This window comes from Paenarthrobacter sp. PPS72 (genome assembly GCF_048537125.1).
Taxonomy (GTDB): Bacteria; Actinomycetota; Actinomycetes; order Actinomycetales; family Micrococcaceae; genus Arthrobacter; species Arthrobacter nitroguajacolicus_E.
In genome coordinates this window covers 12797-35988 of record NZ_JBLYIE010000063.1, presented here as the reverse complement: position 1 = coordinate 35988, position 23192 = coordinate 12797, and the positions used below count along the sequence as shown (strand labels likewise).

Genomic DNA, 23192 nt, shown 5'->3' with positions numbered 1-23192 from the left:
GCGAATTCTTCAGGTGACTATTGTTTGGAGGGGCGCGGGCGGGCCCGTCGCCGGTCCAGTCGTTGAAGCGGCTCACTGAGCAGCATCACCAACAGGGGCCAGTTTCCTGCATCCGGGATGACGAGGGCCAGGACAAGCGCAGCGAGGAAGAGACCCGAAACGATGCCACTCGCTCGAATTCCTGATACTGCTTCGGTGTCTTCCATGGTGTGGAGGTCCGGGTGGGACCGCAAATAGGCACGGGCCAGAAGGAGCATGAGGCTGGTGGCAAACAGGGTTCCGATGTAGACGAGCGGTTGGGCCCAGTCAGACTGCATCTGGGTGGACAGAGATGTAGCCACGGGCATCACCACGATGGTGAACATCCATGACACCGTCAGCCACAGCAAACCGGAGTCGACGCGTTTGACGCTGCGGAAAAGCTTATGGTGGTGCACCCAAAAAACTGCGATGAGGATGAAGCTCAGGACAAAGCCGAGCAGGGCGTACTGTTCCTCTGCCAGCCACTCGGCGGTAGTTCCGTGATGGTCCGCCAGCTCGCCCACGCTCTCCATGAGGGGCAGGATCAACAACGTCAAAGCAATCGCCACCACGGCATCGGTAAACGCCTGCAAACGCTCCGGCGACGACAGCTCCCGGCTTTTCGTGACCTGTGTCATGCCTCCGATTGTAGGGGCAGCCGGGCAGAAATCAGCGGGAGTGGCGCGGCGGGCGGTGAACCACCAAAGTGACTGCCGCCGTCGTGAACGACAGTGCGATGACACTCAACGCCAAAGCCGGCCAACCGAACGCCTGAAAGGCAAGACCACCGGCCCAGCCAATGACGCTGGATCCAAGGTAATAGGACAGGTTATACAGGGATGCCGCTTGCGCGCGGCCGGTGGTGGCGATGGTTCCGGTCCACCCTGAACCAACGCCATGGGCGGCGAAGAAGCCCCCAGTGAAGATCACCAGCCCTGCCAGGGTGGCCGCCAGGTTTTCTATCAACGTCAGTGCCAAGCCAACGGACATGATGGCGATGCCTGCCACCAAGACGTTCCGACGGCCAAACCTGGTGGTCAGCCCCGCGGCCCAGCGTGAGCTCACCGTGCCGGAGAGGTAGGCCAGGAAAATGAGGCTGACCAAGGTCGCCGGAAGACTGAAGGGCTCGGCATGCAACCGGAAGCCGAGGTAGTTGTAGACGGCAACGAAGCCGCCCATCAGCAGGAAAGCCTGCAAATACAGTGACAACAACTTGGGGTTGCTCGAGTGTCCGCGCAATGTCCGGAGCGCTCCGCGAAACCCCATGGCCGGGGACGGACTGAACCGACGTTGCTTCGGAATGAGTACCAGGAAGAGGACAGCGGCAGCGGTGGCCAACAAGGACACAGCCAGGGCCGCGGCACGCCACCCCCAAAGTTCTCCAACGGGTCCGGCCACCAAACGCCCGGCCAAGCCGCCCAAGGTGGTTCCTGCAACGTAGCTGCCCGCCGCCAGGGCGGTGTGGATCCTGGTAACTTCCTCATTGAGGTAGGCGATGGCGATGGCCGGGATTCCACCCAGTGCCATGCCTTCGAGGGTTCGGAGACCCAACAGCAAGGGCACCGTCGGTGCCAGCGGCACCAGCAACCCCAATAGCGTGGCGATGGTGATGCCTATGGCCATGGCACGGACCCTGCCGATCCTGTCGGCCAGGAAGGACCACGGCAGCACGGTGACGGCCAGGCCCACGGTCGCGAGGGAAATGCTTAGCGCGGCTTCTGCTGCCGTGATCTTGAGGTCAGTGGCCATGAGGGGGAGCACTGCCTGCGTGGAATACAGCTGAGCGAACGTCGCTACACCGGCAAGGGCCAAAGCGGCCAGGACGCGACTGTAACCGCGGGACCCTTTGACGTGACCATCCCACGATTCGGTGCTGGCCATGGAGGTTGCTTTGCTCACCGAGCCAGACTAGAACGGCCGGAACTCCATGCTCCAATGCATAGGTCCTCTAGAATTGATGCATCAACGCATGAATGCATCCTCCCAGCATCGGAGCCTCATGGAGCCCGACCATCAGCAACTCGTCCAACTTCTGCCTTTGCTGCCCGTCTTGGCGGAGTTGGGGCGCACCGAACACATGACTGAAACAGCCGAGATCCTGGGTGTTCCACAGTCGACGCTGAGCCGGGCCGTGGCACGGGCCAGCGCAATAGTGGGGATGGACCTGCTGATCCGCGAGGGTCGCGGTATCCGCTTGACAGCCGCCGCGAGGACGCTGCTGCCCTACATCGAGGCAGCGCTGGAGGATTTCCAAGCCGGGCTGGACAGGGTGCGCCAGGAGTCGGACGTTGTGAGGGGCCGGATCGGGGTCTCGTTCCAACACACCTTCGGTGAAGCCACGCTCCCTCTGCTCATCAGCGCCTTTCGTGGCCGCCACCCGCACACGCTGTTCGAACTCTGGCAGGGTCCCCGCGACGATTGCCTGAAGCAACTCGCCAGCGGGGACATGGATTTTGCGTTGACAGCACCCATTGCGCCCGAAGGCAGGGGCATTCACGCCCTGCCGCTGTACCGCGAACCGTTGCGGGCGGTGCTGCACTACCGGCACCCCCTGGCCGGACGGTCCAGCGTGCACCTCTCCGAACTAAGGAACGACCCCTACATCACGCTCCCCGAAGGAGTAGGCCTGCGGGCGCTGGGAGAGGCGCTCCTGCGCGAAGCAGGCTTCCGCCCGCGCACAGCCTTCGAAGTCCAGGAGTCCACTTCAGCCCGCGGATTGGTCTCTGCCGGGCTGGGATTCAGTATCCTGCCGCCAGCAGGACCCGGTTCAGGGACGGGCCAGTTCCTTCCCGACGCCGAGCTCGGGCTCGTTGAAGTGGCCATCGAATCGGACCTGGCGTTTCGGCAGATCGGCATCGCATGGCGGGAGCGAAGCTTCGAACCGGACGCTGTCAGGCTCTTCCGGGAACTCGTGGTCAGCGAGGGCGGGGGCTTGCTCGCCGAACTTGTCAGAGCCCGTTCAGGAACTCCCTGACCACGTCCTTGGCAGATCCTTCCCGAGCCTGCTGCCAGCCGGTCCCCGCCCACAGGTTGAGGCGGTGTGCGTCTCCGGCTGCGGATGATGCAGCCCGGACGGGGCTGGTCAGATGGTGGATCGCCGGATAGCCCTCCGGCGCTTCACGATGATCACGGACGAATTCGTTGACCAGGGACCGCGCCCATCTTCCCGTAAAGGCGCGCGTCATTGCCGTCTCCGTAAAGGCGGGGTCACCCAAGGCGTCCTTGTGTGGCTTCCTTGCACCGCTCTCTTCAGTGCGAACCAGGGCGGTGCCGACTTGAGCGGCCGCTGCGCCCGCTGCCAGCACTTCACGGAGCGCCGCGTTATCCATGATGGCTCCTGCCGCAATGAGTGGAAGTCCGACGGCGCCGCGCACCTGGGCGACCAGCTCCGCCGTCGTACGGGCTGCTTGTTCCCGACGGCCAGGCAGGAAAGCTGCGGTGTGTCCGCCCGCGGAGCTGTGCTGCACTGCGATGGCATCAGGTCCCTGTTCTGCAGCTGCAAGAGCTTCCTCCACAGTGGTAACACTGGAAATGACCCGGCTGCCTGCCTTTTGCAAGGCCAGGACCACCGGCTTGCCCGGGAGGCCAAAAGCGAAGCTCACAAACTCCACCGGGTCGGCCAGAAGGGCGTCGATCTTGTCCTGCCAGGCGTCGTCGTCATCGAGACGAAGGGGAGGTAGGGTCACGCCGTAGCGGGCCGCTTCCGGTTCCAATTCGGCACGGTACGCCTCAAGGTGCGCCCGTGCTTCAGGACTTGGCGGAAGCTGGCTTGGGTCCGGTACGAACAAGTTCATCCCAAACGGGACGTTCAGTTCGCGCGTGGCAGCGACTTCGGCCGTCATCGCTTCGGGGCCCTTGTAACCGGCAGCAATGAAACCCAGCCCGCCACCTTCATGAACTGCTTTCACCAACGCAGGCGTGGATGTTCCCCCGGCCATAGGGGCTGCAATAAACGGTGTGCCAAAGATGGATTCAGTCATATTCGGTTTCTCCTCGGGACGCTCCAAGCTAGTCTTTCACGGTGAACAATCCTGACTCTGCCCAGCATTACTTAACCGCTCCTGAAGCCGTGCGCGGCACCGTCATCGGGCTCGACATCGGCGGCACGAAAACCCGCGGCGTGCGGTTCCACGACGGAACGCCCGTGCAGGATGAGAGCGCAGGCAGCTCCAATGTCCAAAATGTCAGCCGTGAGGTGGCCGCGGCGAACCTCGCCGAATTGTTCGGGAAGATCGGTGGCGGCCACGTTGACGAGGTCTACGCCGGTGCAGGCGGAATCGATACGGATGAAGACGCCCAAGCGCTCGCTGACCTCATCGCACCCCATGCTCCCGGCGCGCGCATCACGGTGGTTCACGATTCACGCCTGCTGCTGGCAGCCGGGGGAGCGAGCACAGGTGTCGCGGTGATTGCCGGCACGGGCTCGGCCGCATGGGGAAAGAACGACGCCGGCGAGGAAGCCCGGGCGGGCGGCTGGGGCTATCTCCTGGGCGATGAAGGAAGCGGCTACTGGCTGGGACGCGAAGCTGTCCGCCACAGCCTGCGCCGGATGAACCAAGGCCTGGAACCTGACCGGCTTAGCCGTGCACTTTTGGACTCCGTTGGCGTGGATGAGCCCGGCAAGCTGATCGCGTTGTTCCACTCCCCGGACACCGGCCGCCGTTACTGGGCGCAGCAGGCCCGGCTGGTAGTGGAAGCTGCCGATGCCGGCGACGAAATCAGTAAGCGGTTGGTGGAGCAGGCAGGAAAGGACCTGGCTGATCTCGCCGCACAAGCCGTCCGCCAACTGGGCCTGGACGGTCCGGTGATCCTCGGGAGCGGACTCGGCATGAACGTCCCCCGCCTGCAGGAAGCGTTCACAGCCAAGCTGGCCGAAAGTGGCATTACTGATGTACGGATTCTTCAGCAGGATCCCGTGTTCGGCGTCCCGCGGCTCGTGGCTGAGCAGCGCCGCTAATAGAGTTTTTGTACAGCTGATGCCCCGAAAAGGCGTGAAAGAGGGCATTAGCTGTACAAAAACTCACCCGCGGGTTCGTGGCCGCAGCTTGACGCCAGGCAGGGGCGGGGCGGGGATGCGGCCGGCTTCCGGTCCAGCGTCAGGACCGTGGCCAGGGACGAAGCCGAAGCGCGACGTGGCGGCAGCGGCGTCGTCGAGTAGTCCCTCGGCTTCCCACTCCTCACGTGCTTTTTCCACTTCCTCGTGTGTCCTGCCCACGAAGTTCCACCACATGAGCAGGTCTTCACCGAACGGTTCGCCACCGAGGAGCATGAAGTGGGTGTCCGGCTGCGCTTGGACGGCCAGGCTGGACCTGCCGGCACCCAAGTAGGCCAGAGGGCCGGCGGTGACGTCCTGGCCATCAATGACCACCTGTCCATCCAGGACAAGTACGGCGTGCTCAAAGTCCGGCCGCAACGGCAGTTCAAGGGTCCCGGTGCCGGTGATATCGGCTCCAACAATTGGACTGAACATCGTGGCGGGGGATTGCCGGCCAGCGAATTCGCCCACCATCACGGTGGCCGTGAAGCCTTCACCGATCACAACCGGCAGGTCCTTCACCTGTTCAAAGGACGGTGCGCGGTGCCGGTGCTCCTCCGGAAGGGCAACCCACAACTGGAGTCCTCGGGACATGGGAATTTCCTCCACCAGCGGACTCGATCCGGCACCGGTGGTGGCCGGAAGGACGGAGAACTCGGAGTGGGAGATGCCATGGCCTGCCGTCATGATGTTCAACTCGCCGGGGCGGACCACTACATCGCTGCCCACACTATCGCGGTGCCGCACGGCGCCTTCCATGGGCCAAGTGACCGTTTGAAGTCCACAATGTGGGTGCGGGAGTACGCTCATGGCCACCCGATCCGGCCCGAAGCTGTCCAGGAAGCACCAGGCGCCCACAGTGGGCAGTCCCCGCTGGGGAAGCGTCCGCATGACATTCATGGCCCGCACGCCACCCAAAGGCACCTCACGCTCGGGCCACAGCTGAACGCAAGGACCTTGACCTTCCGGCGCCGCGGGGCAGACTTCCTGTGCGGGGGAAGTATCAAGATTGGTCATGTGATCATCGCCTGTGCATAAATGTTGGAAATTGAGCTAATCTGTTCCACGTGAACAACGCCCTCCTGAGCTACCACGACGCTGTCCTTTACCGTTCGGGTGAACCGTATCGCATCCTCGCCGGAGCCATCCACTACTTCCGTGTACACCCGGACCTATGGCGGGACCGGCTGCGTCGGCTCAAAGCGATGGGTGCCAACACGGTGGACACGTACGTTGCCTGGAACTTCCACCAGCCTAAGCGCGATGAGGCCCCGAACTTCAGCGGCTGGCGGGATTTGGGCCGGTTCATTGACCTCGCGGCCGAGGAAGGTCTCGATGTCATCGTTCGCCCCGGTCCGTACATCTGCGCCGAGTGGGACAACGGTGGTTTCCCCGCCTGGCTGACAGGCATCCCCGGTATCGGGTTGCGGTGCATGGACCCGCTCTTCACCGGTGCCATCGAGGAGTGGTTCGATCACCTCCTCCCGATCGTTGCCTCCCGGCAGGCGTCTGCCGGCGGTCCCGTGGTGGCAGTCCAAATTGAGAACGAATACGGCAGCTACGGCGACGATCACGAGTACATCCGCTGGAACCGGCGCGTCCTGGAGGAGCGCGGCATCACTGAGCTCCTTTTCACGGCCGACGGCGGCACGGACTACTTCCTCGACGGCGGTTCCATCGAGGGAACCTGGGCGACAGCAACGCTGGGAAGCCGGGGTGACGAAGCCGTAGCTACCTGGCAGCGACGCCGTCCAGGTGAGCCGTTCTTCAACGTTGAGTTCTGGGGTGGTTGGTTCGATCACTGGGGCGAACACCACCACCGCCGGGACGCAGAGGATGCGGCACTGGAAGCGCGCAAGGTGCTCGATCTCGGGGGCTCACTCTGCGCCTACATGGCCCACGGCGGGACCAACTTCGGGCTTACTTCCGGCAGTAACCACGATGGCACCATGGTGCAGCCGACGGTCACCAGCTACGACTCCGATGCACCCATTGCAGAGAACGGGGCGTTGACGCCCAAATTCCACGCCTTCCGCAGGGAGTTCTTCAAGGCACAGGGCATTGAAGACCTACCTGAACTTCCCGTGGAGTTGTTGGCCGACATGCCGGTACTTCCGGCCCAGTCGCTGCCCTTGACCGCTGGGACTGAATTGCTCGAGCTCGTGCGGGATGCCGGCAAACCAGTCAGCAGCGTGAAACCACTCAGCTTTGAGCAGTTGGGACTCGACGCGGGCATGGTCCTCTACACAGCTGTTGCCATCCTTCCTGGCCGCCCTGACGCTCCTACCGAGAGCCGTCTGAAGATTGCGGGCTTGAATGACCGGGCCTATGTGTGGGTGGACGGCGTGTTTGCCGGTGTCCTGGACGACGTCAACGGTTCAGAGGGACTGCATGTCATGGGTACGGGCACCTCAGCCAAGCTTGAGATCCTGGTGGAGAACCTCGGCCGCATCAACTACGGACCCCTGACCGGCCGTGGCAAGGGCATCCTGGGCGGGGTCCTCATCAACCAGCGCTACACCTTCCACTGGACGCAGACCCCTGTTGCCCTTGCGGACTGGACACAAGATGACCTTGAGGGGTTGGCAGGCGTCGACTTCGAGGTGGGGGAACCAGCCGACACCTACATTGCCTTACCCGATTCTGGGAAAGGCTTCGTCTGGCTCAATGGCTTCCTCCTGGGCAGGTACTGGGAGAAGGGCCCACAGGTGACCCTTTACGCACCCGCTCCGTTGCTTAAGACCGGCCGTAACAGCATCAAGGTGCTGGAACTCGCGAAGCCGGGCACCGTCGTCGAACTTCGCGAAGTGCCTGACCTGGGCCCGGAAGAAGCCGGCCCGATCGCGGCGGCCGAGCTTCCCTAGGGATCCGGCGCAAGGATTTATGCTGACTTCCATGACCCTCCAGTTCGATACCCGCCCAGCCGCCTATGCCGTGATTGTCAAGGACGAGAAGATCCTGCTGGCGTATTGGAAGCAGGACGGCAAGGAAGGATGGACGCTACCCGGCGGAGGACTGGATCTTGCAGAACATCCGGTGGACGGTTGCAGGCGTGAAGTCTTCGAGGAAACCGGATACGAAGCGCGCATTGATCGCATGCTCGGTATCGACGTCGGCCACTGGCCGGGTGAGATCCGCCCCGATGGTTCCGTGAAGGATTTTCAGGCCCTCCGGCTGGTCTACGAAGCCACCGTGGTGGGCGGTGAACTCACCCATGAAGTGGACGGCAGCACCACGCACGCTGCTTGGATCCCTATGAAGGACATCGGGAAACTCAACCGGGTGTCCCTGGTGGACACGGCGCTCCGCCTGCACCGGGAGCGCCCGGCCGACGGGAAGCTAAGCCAGGCAGACTGAGCCAGGAGACTGGAAAGGAGCTGGAAGACCTAGCCAAAAGTGCACGATGTTGGCTACGCTGAACTTCGTTGCCGGTTCACCAGTTGCCGGCCTGGATGCCGAGGAGGTGGATTTGATGATTGCCGCGATCTTGCGCGCCCCGCACCCGCTTGCGGCGCGCCGTCATCAGCCCACCATTCCTGTCCCGGCATCAGCCTGCCAAAACTAGGCGGCCGGGCCTCATCAGAGGCATTTCATTGAACACTTACGCTTCTTCCAGCGACCCTTCTTTTGGCTCTACCAAGCAACTACCCACTACCGAACTTCGCGCCACTACCGAACTTCGCGGACCAAGGGAGTACGGTTTCACCGACAAAACCGCGGAGCTTTTCCGTGCCCACACCCCGCCTGGCTCCCAGGAAAATGCCCGTCCCGGCCGCGTGGTGCGCCTGGACAGGAACCGGGTGCTCGTAGCCTCGGCTGAAGGTCTCCTGCACTTGCCTTACCCGACCCACGGCCTCGTTCCAGCCACCGGGGACTGGGTGTGGCTTGGCAACAACAACGTCGGTGAGCCTGCCGTCGTCGAGGTCCTTCCACGGTATTCAGCGCTGAGTCGCAAGCGGGCCTTTGAGGCTTCCTCCGAAGAACAAATCCTGGGCAGCAACATCGATATTGTTGCCGTGGTGGTCCCTGTGGACCGTCCGCTGACGCATAACCGTCTTGAGAGGACGTTGGTGGCCGCGTGGGATTCCGGTGCCACGCCGCTGGTGGTCATCACCAAAGCTGACCTGGCCCACCTCGCAGACGACGTGGTGGGGGAAGTCATCCTCCAGGCAGCGGGTGTTGACGTCGTCACCACCTCCGCTGAGCAAGGGGACGGCCTCGACGAACTAATGCAGCGTATTCCTGAAGGCGCCACCTTGGTCCTGCTGGGTCCTTCCGGCGCCGGGAAATCGACGCTTATCAACGCGCTCGCAGGGCGTGAGGTCCAGCAGAGAGGCGAGGTCCGGGCCGGCGACGGCAAAGGCAAACACACCACTACCTCGCGGGAGTTGGTGCCACTGGCGGGCGGCGCCGTACTTATGGACACGCCGGGTGTACGCGGCTTCGGGCTCTTCGATGCGGACGAGGGCATGGAGGAGATGTTCGGCGACCTGGAGGAACTCTTCTCACGGTGCCGCTTCACCGACTGTGCCCACCAAGCAGAACCGGGATGCGCTGTTCAGGAGGCGTTCGCGAACGAAGCCTTGGATCCCCGGCGCTGGGCAAGCTACCTGAAACTGCAGCGTGAACTCGCGGCCTTGGCCAGGAAGCATGATGCGGCCGCCCGTCGGGCCTACCAACGGGAATGGCACCAGAAGATGATGTCGGCGGACCGCGGGCAGCGCGCAGCGGAACGATACAAGCATGACCGGGCGGAGGAGAGGGGCGGCAAGCGACGGAGACGCTGAACATTGCCGATTCATTACGGAACTCGTGGCGGCGCTGACATCGTCCGTGGTGCTGGCTACGCTGGGTGAAGATTGCTTTGCAGCCAAGTAATAAGAGTGCATATGATCATCAGGCTCTACCGATGTTCTCCACCACAGATAGGTAAGCCCGGGTATGGCCGAAGCCATGATTGAGTTCAAGAGCGTCACCAAGAAATACCAGGACGGGCAACCGGCGGTGGACGCGCTCACCATGTCAATCGACAAGGGCGCCATCACGGTGTTCGTTGGCCCTTCGGGGTGCGGTAAAACCACCTCCCTGCGCATGATCAACCGGATGGTGGAGCCCACCAGCGGGTCCATCACTGTGGCGGGCGAGGATGTCTCGCAGGTTCCCGCAGCGAAGCTCCGGCGTTCCATGGGCTATGTCATGCAGTCATCGGGCCTGCTGCCGCACCGTTCCGTGCTGGACAACATCGCCACGGTTCCCCGGCTCAACGGCGTTCCCAAGGCAGCAGCGCGGAAACGCGCTGCGGAACTGCTCGACGTCGTTGGGTTGGCTTCCGTCCTCGGCAAGCGGTACCCGTCCCAGCTTTCAGGTGGTCAGCAGCAACGCGTCGGGGTCGCCCGCGCGCTCGCTGCTGATCCGCCGGTCCTGCTGATGGACGAACCCTTCAGTGCCGTGGATCCTGTGGTCCGTGATGAACTGCAGCAGGAACTCCTGCGCCTGCAGCGGGAACTGGCCAAGACCATCGTGTTTGTCACGCACGACATCGACGAAGCCACTGTTCTTGGCGACAAGGTGGCTGTCTTCGCAGTGGGAGGCAAGCTCGCCCAGTACGCGGCCCCGGAGGAGATTCTTCGGGCGCCTGCCAACGATTTCGTGGCTTCCTTCGTGGGACGCGACCGCGGCTTCCGGCACCTTGCCTTCAACGCCGCAGACGCGGTTACCTTGCACCCGGTCACCATGGTGAGTTCCTCCGACGGCCAGCACGCCGGCCGCCAATCGGGGGAGTGGGCCTTGGTTGTGGATGATGATTCCCGGCCGCTCGGGTGGTCCTCCCCGCGCGATGGTGCGGGGTTGATCCCGGGTGGCTCACTGTTCCGCAAGGGAGATACGTTGCGGCGCGCGCTGGACGCGGCGTTGTCGTCGCCGTCGGGCCTTGGCGTTGCGGTGGACGACGACGGCCGGGTGGCCGGGGTGCTGAAGGCGCCGGAAGTCCTGGCACTCATTGAAGAAGTCCGCCACCACAGGGAGGACGCCACCTGATGGAGTGGTTCCTTGCCAACAGTGGCATGGTCCTGGGCCTGGCCGGGCAGCACATGGTGCTCGCGATCATACCCATGATTCTTGGCTTGCTCATCTCCATTCCCTTGGCCCAGTTGGCCAGGCGCAACAGCACGCTCAGGTCGGTGGTGGCGACAGCCACCTCCTTGCTTTACACCATTCCGTCACTGGCCTTGTTCATCATTCTTCCCACTATCCTTGGTACGCGGATCCTGGATCCGCTGAACGTGGTGGTGGCTCTGACCATTTATGCCGTGGCCCTGTTGGTCCGTGCAGCGATTGACGCCTTCGACTCCGTGGACGACGACCTCCGAAACGCCGCCGTGGCCATGGGTTTCAAGCCGATGGCCCGCTTCTTCCAAGTGGACCTTCCGCTGTCGTTGCCCGTGCTCTTCGCAGGTCTCCGCGTGGTCTCGGTCAGCAATGTTTCGCTTGTGAGCGTGGCTGCCCTCTTGGGAGTGGGCAATCTTGGCGTCCTGTTCACTGATGGCCTGCAGCGGACGTTCATTACCGAAGTTGTGGTGGGTATCATCGCCATCCTGGTGCTTGCGCTGTTGATGGACGCCGTTCTGGTGGTGTTGGAGCGGCTTTTGACGCCGTGGACCCGCGCAGCAGGCGGAAAGTCGTCACGCCCCGATGCCAACACACTTCTCACCGAGCCCAAGGCCGGACCCGCGACGCCGCACGCGGCACTCCGCCCGGACCCGGGAGCGTCCGCATGAACATCTTTGCTGAAACCATCGCCTGGCTGACAAACCCCAGGAACTGGACCGGAAGCGGCGGAATCCCTACCCGATTGATGGAGCACCTGCAGTACAGCGCTTTGGTGCTGCTCATCGCGGCAGCCATTGCAGTGCCGATCGGCCTCTACATCGGGCACACCGGGCGTGGCCGGGTGGTCGCGGTTGCGGTGGCGGGTGCGTTGCGCGCCCTGCCGACGCTCGGTTTGCTGGTCCTCTTCGCGTTGCTTGCCGGCAGTGGCCTGATGCCTCCCGTGTGGGCGCTGGTCATCCTCACGGTGCCGCCGCTGCTGGCCGGGACCTACGCCGGCATTTCTAGCGTTGATGCCAACGTGGTGGACGCCGCCAGGGCCATGGGCATGACGGAACTTCAGATCCTGTTCCGGGTGGAATTGCCCAATGGGCTGCAGGTCATGTTCGGCGGCATCCGCACTGCCGTCTTGCAGGTCATCGCCACGGTCTCCGTGGTTGCCTACCTTCCGTTGGGTGGGCTTGGCCGATACTTGTTCGACGGCCTCGTCCTGCAGGACTTTCCCAGGATGCTCGGAGGCTCCCTGCTTATCGCGGGGTTGGCCATCGCAGTTGACCTGATCCTGGCCGGCGTCCAGAGGCTTGTCACCTCGCCCGGCCTGACCCTCGACTCAAGCGGCCGCCAGAAGGCAGCCGACGATCTCACAGCCGCGGTTCCCGCCGGGGCTGCCGTTCAAGGAGGTACACCATGAAAAACCCCGTCCCCATGACCCTTACGCGCCGTGGTCTCGGCGGCCTTGCCGCTGGAGTGGGTGTGGCCCTCGCGTTGAGCGCATGCGGCGGCAGTCCCTTGGCCACGCCTTCCACAGCGGCTCCCAGCGGTTCCACCGCCGGAGGCTCACTGGTGGTTGGTTCGGCAGACTTCCCGGAGAGCCAGGTCATCGCAGAGATTTATGTCGGTGCCCTCAACGCCGCTGGTCTCACTGCCACCTCCAAGCCGAACATCGGCTCACGCGAGATCTACTTCAAGGCTGTCCAGGACGGCTCTGTCGACCTCGTCCCCGACTACTCCGGCAACCTCCTCTCCTACGTGGACACCGAGGCCAAGGAAGTGTCCGCCGAGGACGTGTACAAGGCGCTGCCGGGCAAGCTTCCGGACGGCCTTGCGGTCTTGGAGCCAGCCAAGGCTGAGTCCAAGGACGCCATGGTGGTCACCAAGGCCACGGCCGAAAAGTACCAGTTGAAGTCCATCGAGGACCTCGCCAAGGTCTGCAAGGACTTCACTATGGCTGCACCGGCCACGTTTGAGACCCGCGCCTACGGTTTCCCGGGGCTGAAGGCCAACTATGGTTGCGAGCTCAAGGGGCTTCAGCCCTTCAACGACGGCGGTGGCAACCTGACGCTCCAGGCCCTCCTTGAAGACAAGGTCCAGGTGGCGGACATTTACACCACGACGCCGTCCATCGCGGACAACGACCTCGTTGTCCTGGAAGACCCGAAGAACAACTTCAAGGCGCAGCAGGTCTTGCCGTTGGTCAAGGAGGCCAAGATGACGGACAAGGCCAAAGAAGCGCTCAACAACGTCTCCAAGATCCTCACCACGGACGACCTCATCAACCTGAACCGCGCAGTCAGCGGCGACCAGAAGCAGAGCCCCAAGGATGCCGCAGCCGCATGGCTGAAGGACAAGGGGATCGTCAAGTAATACCTGAACAAAACCGCGAACGACGGCGGTGACGGACCCGCGCGGGTCCGTCACCGCCGTCGTCGTATGTGTGAGTCATGTCTCAGCTGAACCCCATCACCCGTGTGGCATATTTGAGGAATGGCGAATTTCAAGCAGTCCACCAAGCTTCACAATGTCCTCTACGACATCCGTGGACCGATCCTTCAGGCCGCCCAGCAAATGGAAGCGGAGGGTCACCGGATCCTCAAACTGAACATCGGGAACCCGGCACCCTTTGGTTTTGAAGCGCCTGACGCCATTTTGGTGGACATGATCCGCCACCTGCCCAACGCCCAGGGATACAGCGATTCCCGTGGTATTTTCTCTGCCCGTACCGCAGTCTCGCAGTACTACCAGACACGTGGCATCCAGAACATCCACGTTGACGATATTTACCTCGGCAACGGGGTCAGCGAGCTCATCACCATGTCCCTCATGGCGCTCCTGGACGACGGTGACGAAGTACTGATTCCCACTCCGGACTACCCGCTGTGGACCGCTTCGGTGGCTCTGGCAGGAGGGCGTCCCGTGCACTACCTCTGCGATGAAGAGTCCGGATGGCAGCCCGATCTTGAGGATATGGAATCCAGGATCACGCCGCGGACCAAGGGCATTGTGGTGATCAACCCCAACAACCCCACCGGCGCCGTCTACCCGGAGGAAACCCTCAAGAAAATCGTGGCCTTGGCAGAGAAGCACGGACTTGTTCTCTTTGCTGATGAGATCTACGAGAAAATCCTGTACGAAGACGCCGTCCACGTGAACCTCGCAGGGCTCACCGGAGATGACGTCCTGTGCCTGACGTTCAGTGGCCTGTCCAAGGCTTACCGTGTGTGTGGCTACCGGGCTGGCTGGATGGCTATTTCCGGTCCCAAAAAGGATGCTGCGGACTACCTTGAAGGCATCAACCTGCTGGCCAACATGCGCTTGTGCGCCAATGTCCCGGCCCAACATGCCATCCAAACTGCGCTGGGTGGTTACCAAAGCATCAACGATCTCATCCTTCCCGGCGGCAGGCTCCTGGAGCAGCGCAATAAGGCCTACGACCTCCTGAACGCCATCCCGGGCGTCAGCACCCAGCAGGCCAGGGGCGCCTTGTACTTGTTCCCGAAGTTGGACCCGGAGGTCTTCCACATCCGTGATGACGAGAAATTCGTCCTGGACCTGTTGAAGGAACAGAAAATCCTGGTCTCCCACGGACGTGCCTTCAATTGGGTTCGTCCGGACCACTTCCGTATGGTGACCCTGCCCAACGTCAAAGACATTGAAGAAGCGATTGGTCGCATGGCGGACTTCCTGTCGAGGTACCCGGGCAACTAGCCTGAGGTCCATAGCCGCGCCACGGGGGCGCGGCCGGGCAGAAAGGCATGCCAATGGCTGCAGCAGTTGAGTTCGCCAAGAGTCCGGCCGAAGTACTAAGGGTGGGGTCGGGCTTTTCGCTGGCGGGGGTGGATCCGGAATCCACCCCCGGCTACACCGGTGCGAAAGCTGACGGTAAGGCGCTGCTGGCCGCTCAGGATGATCGGCTCGAGGAACTGCAGGAAAAGCTCTTTGCCGAAGGGAAGTTCGGCAGTTCCAAACGGCTGCTGCTGATCCTGCAAGCAATGGACACCGCCGGCAAGGGTGGCATCGTCAGCCATGTTGTTGGCGCCATGGACCCTCAGGGCGTGCAGCTGACGGCTTTCAAGGCTCCTACGGACGAGGAGAAGGCGCACGACTTCCTGTGGAGGATCGAAAAGCAAGCCCCTGCCGCCGGGATGGTGGGTGTCTTTGACCGTTCGCAGTACGAGGATGTCCTGATTCACCGGGTCCATGGTTGGGCGGACGCTGCCGAACTGGAGCGCCGATACGCCGCGATCAACGATTTCGAATCCCGCCTGGCCGAGCAGGGAACCACCATTGTCAAGGTCATGCTCAATATCAGCAAAGACGAACAGAAAAAGCGTCTGATCGCCCGTTTGGACGATCCTGCAAAGCACTGGAAGTACAGTCGCGGCGACCTCGCGGAGCGTGCGTTCTGGGATGACTACATGGACGCCTACAGCGTTGCGTTCGAGAAAACCTCGACGGACACAGCGCCGTGGCACGTGGTGCCTGCCAACAAGAAATGGTACGCGCGTATCGCAGTCCAGCAACTGCTGTTGGATGCTCTCGGTGGTTTGCAGCTGGACTGGCCCAAAGCTGACTTCGATGTCGCCGCTGAGAGAGCGCTTGTGGTGGAGTCCTAGGCAGCCGCTACCTGGGTTTTTAAGTCGGAACCGGGACTGTCAGTCGGAGCCTGCGGCAGTGCCGGCATCGTTGCTTGCCTCCCGTGCGGTTGCCAGACGTTTTCGGGCGCCCTCAAGCCAGTCCTCGCAGCGTTTCGCCAGAGCCTCGCCGCGCTCCCAGAGCGCCAGGGACTCTTCCAGGCTGGCTCCGCCGGCTTCCAGACGGCCTACAACTGCCACAAGCTGTTCGCGGGCTTCCTCGTAGCTCAGTCCGTCGAGGGAATCAGGCATCGCTGCCGTTGGATTGTTCTCAGTCATGGTGTCCTTTGCTGTGGTGGAGACGGTTGATTTCAGCAGTTTCTGTGTTCGAGCAGTTTCAGTGTTCGGCGAGTTGTCCTTGGCCTGCTGAGACAGCCCTGAAACGGCCCTCGGCAACGCGGATGCTTAGTTGTGTTCCGTCCGGCGCTTCTTCCGGGCTGCTGACAACGTGGTGCCCCGCCTGGTCCTCACCGACGAGTTGGACAACGGCGTAGCCGCGGTCAAGGGTCTTTTGTGGCGAGAGGGCACGGACTTGAGCACGCAAGTGGTGGACCTGGTCCAAGGCCCTGAGGACCGCGGTATTGACTGCAGAATGGGTCCTGCGCTGCAGGCGATGAATATCTTCGGAGCGGGCATCCACCATTGAAGCAGGAGTAGCCAGTACGGGCCGGGACCTCAGCGCATGAAGCCTATCTGTCTCCCGGTCCACCATGCGGCTGATACTTCGGCGGAGATGGTCCCGGGCCTGCCGAACCATGGCCAGTTCCTCGGCCACGTCCGGAACTATGCGTTTAGCTGCGTCCGTGGGCGTTGATGCCCGCAGGTCCGCCACGTCGTCCAGGATGGGCCTGTCCGCTTCATGGCCGATCGCACTAACAATGGGAGTAGTCGCTGCCGATACGGCTCGAATGAGGTCCTCGTTACTGAATGGCAGGAGATCCTCCAACGAGCCGCCACCACGAGCGAGGACGATGACATCCACGTGGGGGTCGGCGTCGAGCTTTTTCAATGCGGCAATGATCTGCGACACCGCGGTGTTGCCTTGGACAGCCACTTCGCGGACGTCAAACTCGACTGCTGGCCAGCGCAAGGCAGCGTTGCGCATGACGTCCTTCTTTGCGTCAGAGTCCCGGCCGGTGATGAGGCCAATGCGGTGGGGGAGAAGCGGGAGCTTTCGCTTCCGGGAATCCGCGAACAGGCCCTCGGCGGCCAATGCTTGGCGCAGCCGTTCGATTCTTGCCAGCAGATCACCAAGGCCCACAGGACGGATGTCCTTCACGGACATGTTCAGGCGCCCGGTCTTCACCCAGAAGTCCGCCTTCACCAAGGCGACCACGCGGGAGCCGCGTTCCAGGGGTATCTTCTGGCGGTCAAGAACCGTTGACCATACTGAAGCGGGAAGGGAAATTTCGGCATCAACATCGCGCAGAGTCAGGAAAGCGTTACCACCCCGGCGGTTCAGCTCAATGACCTGACCCTCGATCCACGCGGCCGGAGCCCGCTCTATGTGTGCCTTGAGCTTGCGGGACAGCAACTGCAGAGGCCAGGGGTTATCCGGGCTGGTTTCCGCGGCAGTCCCCGGCAGTGTGGACTCCGGAGTGGCTTCAGCGGACATGGGCAGTCCATGCCTGGTTCAGTCGCCGTGCTTGTTCCTGCATTGTCATAGTCCTCGCTCCGGGGTGCGGCTGTGGTTGCCAACCGGCCTTCCAACTCTATCCATAGCTTGGGCGAGGCCCCTGACATTTTTTCTGCCATGTGGACAGACCTAGGATGGTGTCACAGCCCCCGAGCCTGAGGATGACCTTGCGTACTTTCGTTTCAGCATTGGGAGTGATCCTCGCCTTACTCCTCACAGCCGTAGCGGTTCCCACAGCGTGGGTTGACCAGAACATCGTCAAGGAAGAGGGCTTCGTCCGGATAGCAGGTGCACTGGGCAACGACCCGGAATTCCAGAACCGCCTGGCCGCTGCCGCTGTGGGAACCTTTGAGTCCTCCGTAGATCTTCCAGGTCCTATCCAGGCCTTGGCGGTAGACGCACTTCGCAGCGCTACATCGGGCATGCAATCGTGGAGCGACTACCCTCAAGCGTGGGAAGAGACAGTACGCAACAGCCACAGGCTGAACTTCGGCGCAGCGAACCAAAGCGAGGAGACCACCGCTACCACTGCCTTGGTTCTGGATATCAGCCCTATGGTCAGAATCATTCGAGATCACTTCGCACAGGCAACCCGGATCAATATTGATGTTCCAGCGGAAAGTTTGGTGTCTTTGGGGGAGCCCTCCCATCGCCAACTGGTGGAGCGGGTGGCTGCGTTTGCGCCCCTGTGGTGGGTAGCTGCGCTCGGTGCCCTGATTTCCGTACTCCTGGCGCTTGTTGCTGCGCGCCGGCGCTCCTTGGTGTTGGTTTTCCTTGGACTGGGCGGATTGGCGCTTGCTGCCCTATGGACGGCCGGTGCAGACGTCGCCGGGGGAGTGGTTGGGAACCTGTCCAGTGCAAACGGCGTGGCTGAACTGTTCAAGCAGGAGTTTCTCACGGCAGCCAGGTCAGGCTTTGGGGAATGGGTTGTGATCGCGGCGGTGGTGTCAGGGGTCGTCCTTGTGGCAGGCGTCATAGCGTCAGTTGTGTCAGGGCGACGAGGGTCACGTTCGGCCCGCAGCTAAAGTCAGGCTCGGTAGCTTGGCGGCAAAGTCCGGCCCGGTAGCATGGAGGAATGACCAGCACAGCAGTTTCCATTCCTATGCCCACGGTGCCACGCAGACGCCGTTCCCCGGAAGAGGTTCAGGCAGCGGCGCCCGTCACGGGTCCCAAGAAGGTCCTGTTGGCGGCTCCCCGAGGGTATTGCGCCGGCGTGGACCGGGCTGTCATTGCTGTGGAGAAGGCCTTGGAGCACTACGGTCCTCCTGTCTACGTACGCAAGCAGATTGTCCACAACGTGCATGTGGTCAGCTCCCTGGAGGAACAAGGGGCCATCTTCGTTGAGGAGACCGACGAGGTCCCCGAAGGTGCCCTGGTGATCTTCTCGGCGCATGGTGTCTCTCCTGCTGTGGTTCAGTCAGCTGAGGACCGTGGGTTGCGCACTATCGATGCCACGTGCCCCCTGGTGACAAAAGTCCATAAAGAAGCGGTCCGCTTCGCCAAGGAAGACTACGACATCCTGCTCATCGGCCACGAGGGTCATGAGGAAGTCGAAGGAACCGCCGGTGAAGCCCCGGAGCATATCCAGATCATCAACGGACCGCATGAGGTGGATAAGGTCACTGTTCGTGATCCGGAGAAAACCATCTGGCTCTCGCAGACCACGCTAAGCGTGGACGAAACCATGGAAACCGTTCGCCTGCTGAAGGACCGGTTCCCCACGCTGCAGGATCCGCCCAGCGACGACATTTGCTATGCCACCACCAACCGTCAGGTGGCCATCAAGAAGATCGCACCGCAGGCTGACCTCGTCATCGTAGTGGGATCGGCTAACTCTTCGAACTCCGTCCGCTTGGTTGAGGTAGCCCTCGAATACGGTGCCAGGAGTTCTTACCGTGTGGACTTCGCCAATGAAGTGGACGAGTCCTGGTTCGAGGGCGTCGCAACCGTGGGCGTGACTTCGGGAGCTTCGGTTCCTGAGGTGCTCGTCAAGGATGTTCTGCGACTCCTGGCTGACTACGGTTACGGCGAAGTCCAGGAAGTGGTGACGGCAGAGGAAGACCTGCTTTTCTCGCTTCCCAAGGAGCTGCGCGCCACCTTGAAGAAAGCCGGCGACGTGACACGTGCCGTCGGCGGCCGTGGGAACCGTCAGACGTCCTAGCCGCTACTGCATACAACATTGGCCCGCAGTGGTTGCCTTCCTACGGGAAAGCTTCCACTGCGGGCCGGTTCCGTTAAGCACTGAGCGCCGGTTCCGTCTATAAACGAGTCTCAGTACTGACTCCTTTAGGCGGCCGACTCCCGGTCTTCGCTGTCCTCATGGCCCTGCGTCGAATCCTGATGCCCTCGGGTGTCGACAGCCAGCAATTCCGGGGCTGCCAAGGCGCGGGGGACGGCCTCCACGGACATCGGTGCGGCAAGACCAGCATCGTCCATGGAGTTGAGCTTGCGCGCAGTCGGGAGTACCCGTGCCTCCAGCGTTCCCACCATGGCGTTGTAGCGATCCACGGATGTCTTCAAAGAGGTTCCGAGCTTTCCAACGTTCTCGCCCAAAGTGCCCATGCGCTCGTACAGTTGCTTGGCGAGCTCGAACAGCTCGTGGGCACTGTCCGTGAGGACGTCCTGTCGCCACGTGAAGGCAACCGACTTGAGGACTGCCAGCAGGGTCCCGGGCGATGCCAGGACAACGTTCCTGGACAGGGCGTGTTCAAGCAGGGCCGGGTCGGCTTCAAGGGCTGATGCCAGGATGGACTCCGCCGGAAGAAAGCAGATCACCAGCTCGGGGGAGTTCCCGGGGATGTCCCAGTATTTTTTGGCTGCAAGAGCATCGATGTGAGCCTTGAGCGCCTTTGCATGCTGTGACAAAAGCGTCTTGGAGTCGTGGTTGACGGTGGGTCCCACCGACTCACCGAAGGAACCGTCTCCATGGAGTTGTTCCTGCGCGGCGAGGTAGGAAGCCAGCGGGACCTTGGCATCAACCACCAGTTGTTTCCCACCGGGAAGCTGAACCACAAGGTCCGGCCGCAGCGTGTTGTCGCTACGGCCCGAATGAACCTGCTCGTGGAAATCCACGTGCCGGAGCATTCCCGAGGCCTCCACCACCCTTCGGAGCTGGACCTCGCCCCACTGGCCGCGTGCACTGTTGGAACGCAGCGCGGAGGCCAAAGCATGCGTTGACCGCAAGAGCTGTTCATCTGACGAACGTGCGTCCTGCAGCTGCTGGGCAAGTTGCCCGTACTGCTCCACCCTGTCCCTCTCAAGGAGCGACACCTGCTGCTGTACCGCCGTCAGCTTTTCCGCCACGGGAGCGAGAGCACGCAGCACGCTGCCATCAGAATTCCTTGCCGCGCTCAGCTCGCGGTTCTGTGTAAACAAAAGCCGACGTTCGGCGTCGGCCGCTGCCAGCTGTGCCGTCACCTCTGAGAGCCGCGCCGAAACGGCGTCGAAGTCCTCTTCCAAGCCGGCGCCCCGGCGTCGGAAGACAACGTAGCCGGCCGCGAGACCAACCGCAGCGCCAATCAGCAGCATGAGCAGGGCCAAAACCAATCCAAATCCATCCATGAAGCAACCCTGTCATAGGGGTACGACAGTTTTAGCGAGGCTGCAGCCGCTGTATCGATTGAGGGAGGGAACAACCGCGGACATGGTTCCAACGGGTAGAATCAATGCTCGTGGCTCTTACTATTGGCATCGTCGGACTGCCCAACGTCGGCAAATCAACTCTTTTCAACGCACTGACCCGTAATCAGGTGCTCGCTGCGAACTATCCGTTCGCAACGATCGAACCGAACGTGGGAGTAGTCAACCTCCCGGATCCCCGTCTGGCGAAGCTGGCAGAGATCTTCGGTTCGCAGAAGTTGCTTCCCGCTCCCGTGTCCTTCGTGGACATCGCCGGCATTGTGAAGGGCGCCTCCGAAGGCGAAGGCCTGGGCAACAAGTTCCTCGCTAACATCCGCGAGGCAGAGGCCATCGCGCAGGTCGTTCGTGTCTTTGACGACCCCGACGTCATCCACGTTGACGGCAAGGTTGATCCGCGCTCCGACATGGAGACCATCAACACCGAGCTGATCCTGGCAGACCTTCAGACCATTGAAAACGCGATCCCGCGCATCGAAAAAGAAGTCAAGATCAAGAAGCGCGATGCAGCCGAACTGGCCGCCATCAACGCAGCCCAGGCAGTTCTGGAACGCGGCGACACCATTTTCTCCTCGATCAAGAGCGACAAGCTGGAGATGGGGCACCTCAAGGAGCTCGGACTTCTCACGGCCAAGCCTTTCATTTACGTCTTCAACGCCGATGAAGGAATCCTGGGTGACCAGGAAAAGCAGGACGAGCTGCGCGCTTTGGTGGCTCCCGCAGATGCAGTGTTCCTTGATGCCAAGCTTGAAGCCGACCTTGTTGAATTGGACGAGGAAGAGGCCCGCGAGATGCTGGAAATGAACGGGCAGAGCGAATCCGGCCTGGACCAGTTGGCGCGCGTCGGCTTCCACACCCTCGGCCTGCAGACTTACCTCACGGCCGGTCCCAAGGAAACCCGTGCCTGGACCATTCGCCAGGGCGACACCGCACCCCAGGCCGCAGGCGTGATCCACTCTGATTTCCAGCGCGGCTTCATCAAGGCAGAAGTTGTCTCCTTCGATGACCTCATTGATGCCGGTTCCATGGCCGAGGCAAAGTCCCGCGGCAAGGTGCGGATCGAAGGCAAAGAGTACGTGATGGCCGACGGCGACGTGGTGGAGTTCCGCTTCAACGTGTGATTTCGTCGTTTGTTCTGATGTTGTCCCGCGGCAGTGACTCGTGTGCCGCGAGACGGCCATCCCGCAGTCAGAGACGACCGAAAAGTCGCGCCTCGCATCATCGCCCGAGGAGAGAACCATGAGTGATGGGACCGTGACTGGAACATCCCTGCCGTCAGTGGGAACGACGCCTCCGGCCCATTGGCTCTTTTGGTCCTATCTCTGGCGGTATGCCCTGTTCATTCCCCTCCCGGCCATTGTCATGGGAATGTTCTTTGGATACATGGACAGTACCGGTCATGAGCTTCATGCGGATCCGGAGATGGTCGCTAACATAGCCGTCTTCGGCCTCATGTTCGGAGGCCTCAGCCAGGTACTTGCGTTCGTCGTGGCCTTGGTCTTGTTCGTCATTGAGGCGCCTGCCCGCAGGCAGTGGGCAGCTTACCGGAAAGCCGGTTGGACCACGGCGCAGTGTCGATCCGTGTACGCGCGCAAAAAGCAGGAGGCGGCTGCCCTCAAGCTTAATTCACGCCTAAGCGAACTTGGACTAGCACCTGTGGAGCGTCAAGCTACCCAGGCGACCCAGACGCAGCGCAAGAAGCTGTCAGGTATGGATTTCTTTTTGGCCTGGCTGGCCGTTCCTATGGTCTCTGTCCTGGTCTTCGTCCTTCTTGGTCCCTGGTTGGACTCGAAAGACGTGCGGACATTTCAGTGCGAGGTCGTATCGGCAGAGCCGAGAACCAGCTCAGGCGGAACACGAGGGGGAGCTTCGACCGCCTCAGTCCTGGTGAAGACCACCAACTGCGGGACTTTGGGAATATCCCGGGGCGTTGGCTTCGATAACCGGGAAGAAGTCGCAGCGGAATTCATCATCGGGGCGACCTATGGCTTCGATGTCGGCTGGTACAGCCGGACGTTCTTCAAGAACGAAATTCAGTCAGTCCGCGGGTACCGGCTCCTCGAGTAGGGGGTCGACGTAAATCATTCAAGCGGTAAGCATGGGAATTCCGAGGACCCTGGTTCAACAG

At 62.0% G+C, this 23192-nt stretch carries 22 protein-coding genes; 15 read left to right on the top strand and 7 right to left on the bottom strand.

Annotated features, from left to right (window positions below; genetic code table 11):
• Window positions 1-17 precede the first annotated feature (17 nt).
• Both ACLRGI_RS21395 and ACLRGI_RS21390 read right to left on the bottom strand, forming a co-directional pair.
• On the bottom strand, window positions 18-659 hold the full coding sequence (locus ACLRGI_RS21395) for a TMEM175 family protein (protein ID WP_419203466.1): 642 nt from the start codon (window positions 657-659) through the stop codon (window positions 18-20).
• Between the two features lie 31 nt (window positions 660-690).
• A complete protein-coding gene (locus tag ACLRGI_RS21390) occupies window positions 691-1920 on the bottom strand; it encodes an MFS transporter (protein ID WP_419203465.1) in 1230 nt (409 codons plus the stop codon).
• Window positions 1921-2020: 100 nt separating this feature from the next.
• Between ACLRGI_RS21390 and ACLRGI_RS21385 the strand changes: the two genes are divergently transcribed.
• Window positions 2021-2995: a LysR family transcriptional regulator gene (locus ACLRGI_RS21385; RefSeq protein WP_419203480.1), complete on the top strand. Its 975-nt coding sequence runs from the start codon at window positions 2021-2023 to the stop codon at window positions 2993-2995.
• On the opposite strand, the gene ACLRGI_RS21380 is transcribed toward ACLRGI_RS21385, so the two are convergent.
• Complete coding sequence (locus ACLRGI_RS21380; protein WP_419203464.1) at window positions 2970-4001, bottom strand: nitronate monooxygenase; 1032 nt, start codon at window positions 3999-4001, stop codon at window positions 2970-2972. The two genes, ACLRGI_RS21385 and ACLRGI_RS21380, sit on opposite strands and share 26 nt — an antisense overlap.
• 41 nt (window positions 4002-4042) lie before the next feature.
• On the opposite strand from ACLRGI_RS21380, the gene ACLRGI_RS21375 reads away from it, so the two are divergent.
• Window positions 4043-4978: an N-acetylglucosamine kinase gene (locus tag ACLRGI_RS21375; protein ID WP_419203463.1), complete on the top strand. Its 936-nt coding sequence runs from the start codon at window positions 4043-4045 to the stop codon at window positions 4976-4978.
• A 63-nt stretch (window positions 4979-5041) separates the two neighbouring features.
• On the opposite strand, the gene ACLRGI_RS21370 is transcribed toward ACLRGI_RS21375, so the two are convergent.
• Window positions 5042-6073, bottom strand: coding sequence for a pirin family protein (locus ACLRGI_RS21370; RefSeq protein WP_419203462.1), 1032 nt, complete (start codon window positions 6071-6073; stop codon window positions 5042-5044).
• Between the two features lie 50 nt (window positions 6074-6123).
• On the opposite strand from ACLRGI_RS21370, the gene ACLRGI_RS21365 reads away from it, so the two are divergent.
• The 9 genes from ACLRGI_RS21365 (at window position 6124) to ACLRGI_RS21325 (ending at window position 15774) form a co-directional block, all read left to right on the top strand.
• Window positions 6124-7920 carry a glycoside hydrolase family 35 protein gene (locus ACLRGI_RS21365; protein ID WP_419203461.1) on the top strand — a complete coding sequence of 599 codons (1797 nt, stop codon included), beginning with the start codon at window positions 6124-6126 and terminating at the stop codon, window positions 7918-7920.
• 31 nt (window positions 7921-7951) lie between these two features.
• Window positions 7952-8413: an NUDIX hydrolase gene (locus ACLRGI_RS21360; protein WP_419203460.1), complete on the top strand. Its 462-nt coding sequence runs from the start codon at window positions 7952-7954 to the stop codon at window positions 8411-8413.
• A gap of 236 nt (window positions 8414-8649) precedes the next feature.
• Window positions 8650-9843: a ribosome small subunit-dependent GTPase A gene (gene rsgA / locus ACLRGI_RS21355; protein ID WP_419203459.1), complete on the top strand. Its 1194-nt coding sequence runs from the start codon at window positions 8650-8652 to the stop codon at window positions 9841-9843.
• A 154-nt stretch (window positions 9844-9997) separates the two neighbouring features.
• A complete protein-coding gene (locus ACLRGI_RS21350) occupies window positions 9998-11092 on the top strand; it encodes an ABC transporter ATP-binding protein (RefSeq protein ID WP_419203458.1) in 1095 nt (364 codons plus the stop codon).
• On the top strand, window positions 11092-11832 hold the full coding sequence (locus ACLRGI_RS21345; RefSeq protein WP_419203457.1) for an ABC transporter permease: 741 nt from the start codon (window positions 11092-11094) through the stop codon (window positions 11830-11832). The genes ACLRGI_RS21350 and ACLRGI_RS21345 overlap by 1 nt, the downstream gene beginning before the upstream one ends.
• The gene (locus ACLRGI_RS21340; protein WP_419203456.1) at window positions 11829-12572 is read left to right on the top strand and encodes an ABC transporter permease; all 744 of its coding nucleotides are present in this window, start codon (window positions 11829-11831) and stop codon (window positions 12570-12572) included. The genes ACLRGI_RS21345 and ACLRGI_RS21340 overlap by 4 nt, the downstream gene beginning before the upstream one ends.
• Window positions 12569-13525, top strand: coding sequence for an ABC transporter substrate-binding protein (locus tag ACLRGI_RS21335; protein ID WP_419203455.1), 957 nt, complete (start codon window positions 12569-12571; stop codon window positions 13523-13525). The genes ACLRGI_RS21340 and ACLRGI_RS21335 overlap by 4 nt, the downstream gene beginning before the upstream one ends.
• 120 nt (window positions 13526-13645) lie before the next feature.
• Window positions 13646-14866, top strand: coding sequence for a pyridoxal phosphate-dependent aminotransferase (locus ACLRGI_RS21330; protein WP_419203454.1), 1221 nt, complete (start codon window positions 13646-13648; stop codon window positions 14864-14866).
• A 53-nt stretch (window positions 14867-14919) separates the two neighbouring features.
• Window positions 14920-15774, top strand: a complete 855-nt coding sequence (locus tag ACLRGI_RS21325) for a polyphosphate kinase 2 family protein (protein ID WP_419203453.1) — start codon at window positions 14920-14922, stop codon at window positions 15772-15774.
• Window positions 15775-15813: 39 nt separating this feature from the next.
• Here ACLRGI_RS21325 and ACLRGI_RS21320 read toward each other — a convergent pair whose 3' ends face one another.
• Window positions 15814-16071: an exodeoxyribonuclease VII small subunit gene (locus tag ACLRGI_RS21320; RefSeq protein WP_419203452.1), complete on the bottom strand. Its 258-nt coding sequence runs from the start codon at window positions 16069-16071 to the stop codon at window positions 15814-15816.
• Window positions 16072-16129: 58 nt separating this feature from the next.
• Window positions 16130-17407, bottom strand: a complete 1278-nt coding sequence (gene xseA / locus ACLRGI_RS21315) for an exodeoxyribonuclease VII large subunit (RefSeq protein ID WP_419203451.1) — start codon at window positions 17405-17407, stop codon at window positions 16130-16132.
• 182 nt (window positions 17408-17589) lie between these two features.
• Between xseA and ACLRGI_RS21310 the strand changes: the two genes are divergently transcribed.
• The gene (locus ACLRGI_RS21310) at window positions 17590-18453 is read left to right on the top strand and encodes a hypothetical protein (protein WP_419203479.1); all 864 of its coding nucleotides are present in this window, start codon (window positions 17590-17592) and stop codon (window positions 18451-18453) included.
• A 50-nt stretch (window positions 18454-18503) separates the two neighbouring features.
• Window positions 18504-19589, top strand: a complete 1086-nt coding sequence (locus tag ACLRGI_RS21305; RefSeq protein WP_419203450.1) for a 4-hydroxy-3-methylbut-2-enyl diphosphate reductase — start codon at window positions 18504-18506, stop codon at window positions 19587-19589.
• 125 nt (window positions 19590-19714) lie between these two features.
• Here the strand turns inward: ACLRGI_RS21305 and ACLRGI_RS21300 are convergent, their stop codons facing one another.
• Entirely contained in the window at window positions 19715-20989 is a 1275-nt protein-coding gene (locus ACLRGI_RS21300; protein ID WP_419203449.1) for a DNA recombination protein RmuC, read from the bottom strand.
• 110 nt (window positions 20990-21099) lie between these two features.
• Here ACLRGI_RS21300 and ychF point away from each other — a divergent pair, with 110 nt between their 5' ends.
• Both ychF and ACLRGI_RS21290 read left to right on the top strand, forming a co-directional pair.
• Entirely contained in the window at window positions 21100-22185 is a 1086-nt protein-coding gene (gene ychF, locus ACLRGI_RS21295; RefSeq protein ID WP_419203448.1) for a redox-regulated ATPase YchF, read from the top strand.
• A 118-nt stretch (window positions 22186-22303) separates the two neighbouring features.
• On the top strand, window positions 22304-23131 hold the full coding sequence (locus tag ACLRGI_RS21290; protein ID WP_419203447.1) for a hypothetical protein: 828 nt from the start codon (window positions 22304-22306) through the stop codon (window positions 23129-23131).
• Window positions 23132-23192 lie beyond the last annotated feature (61 nt).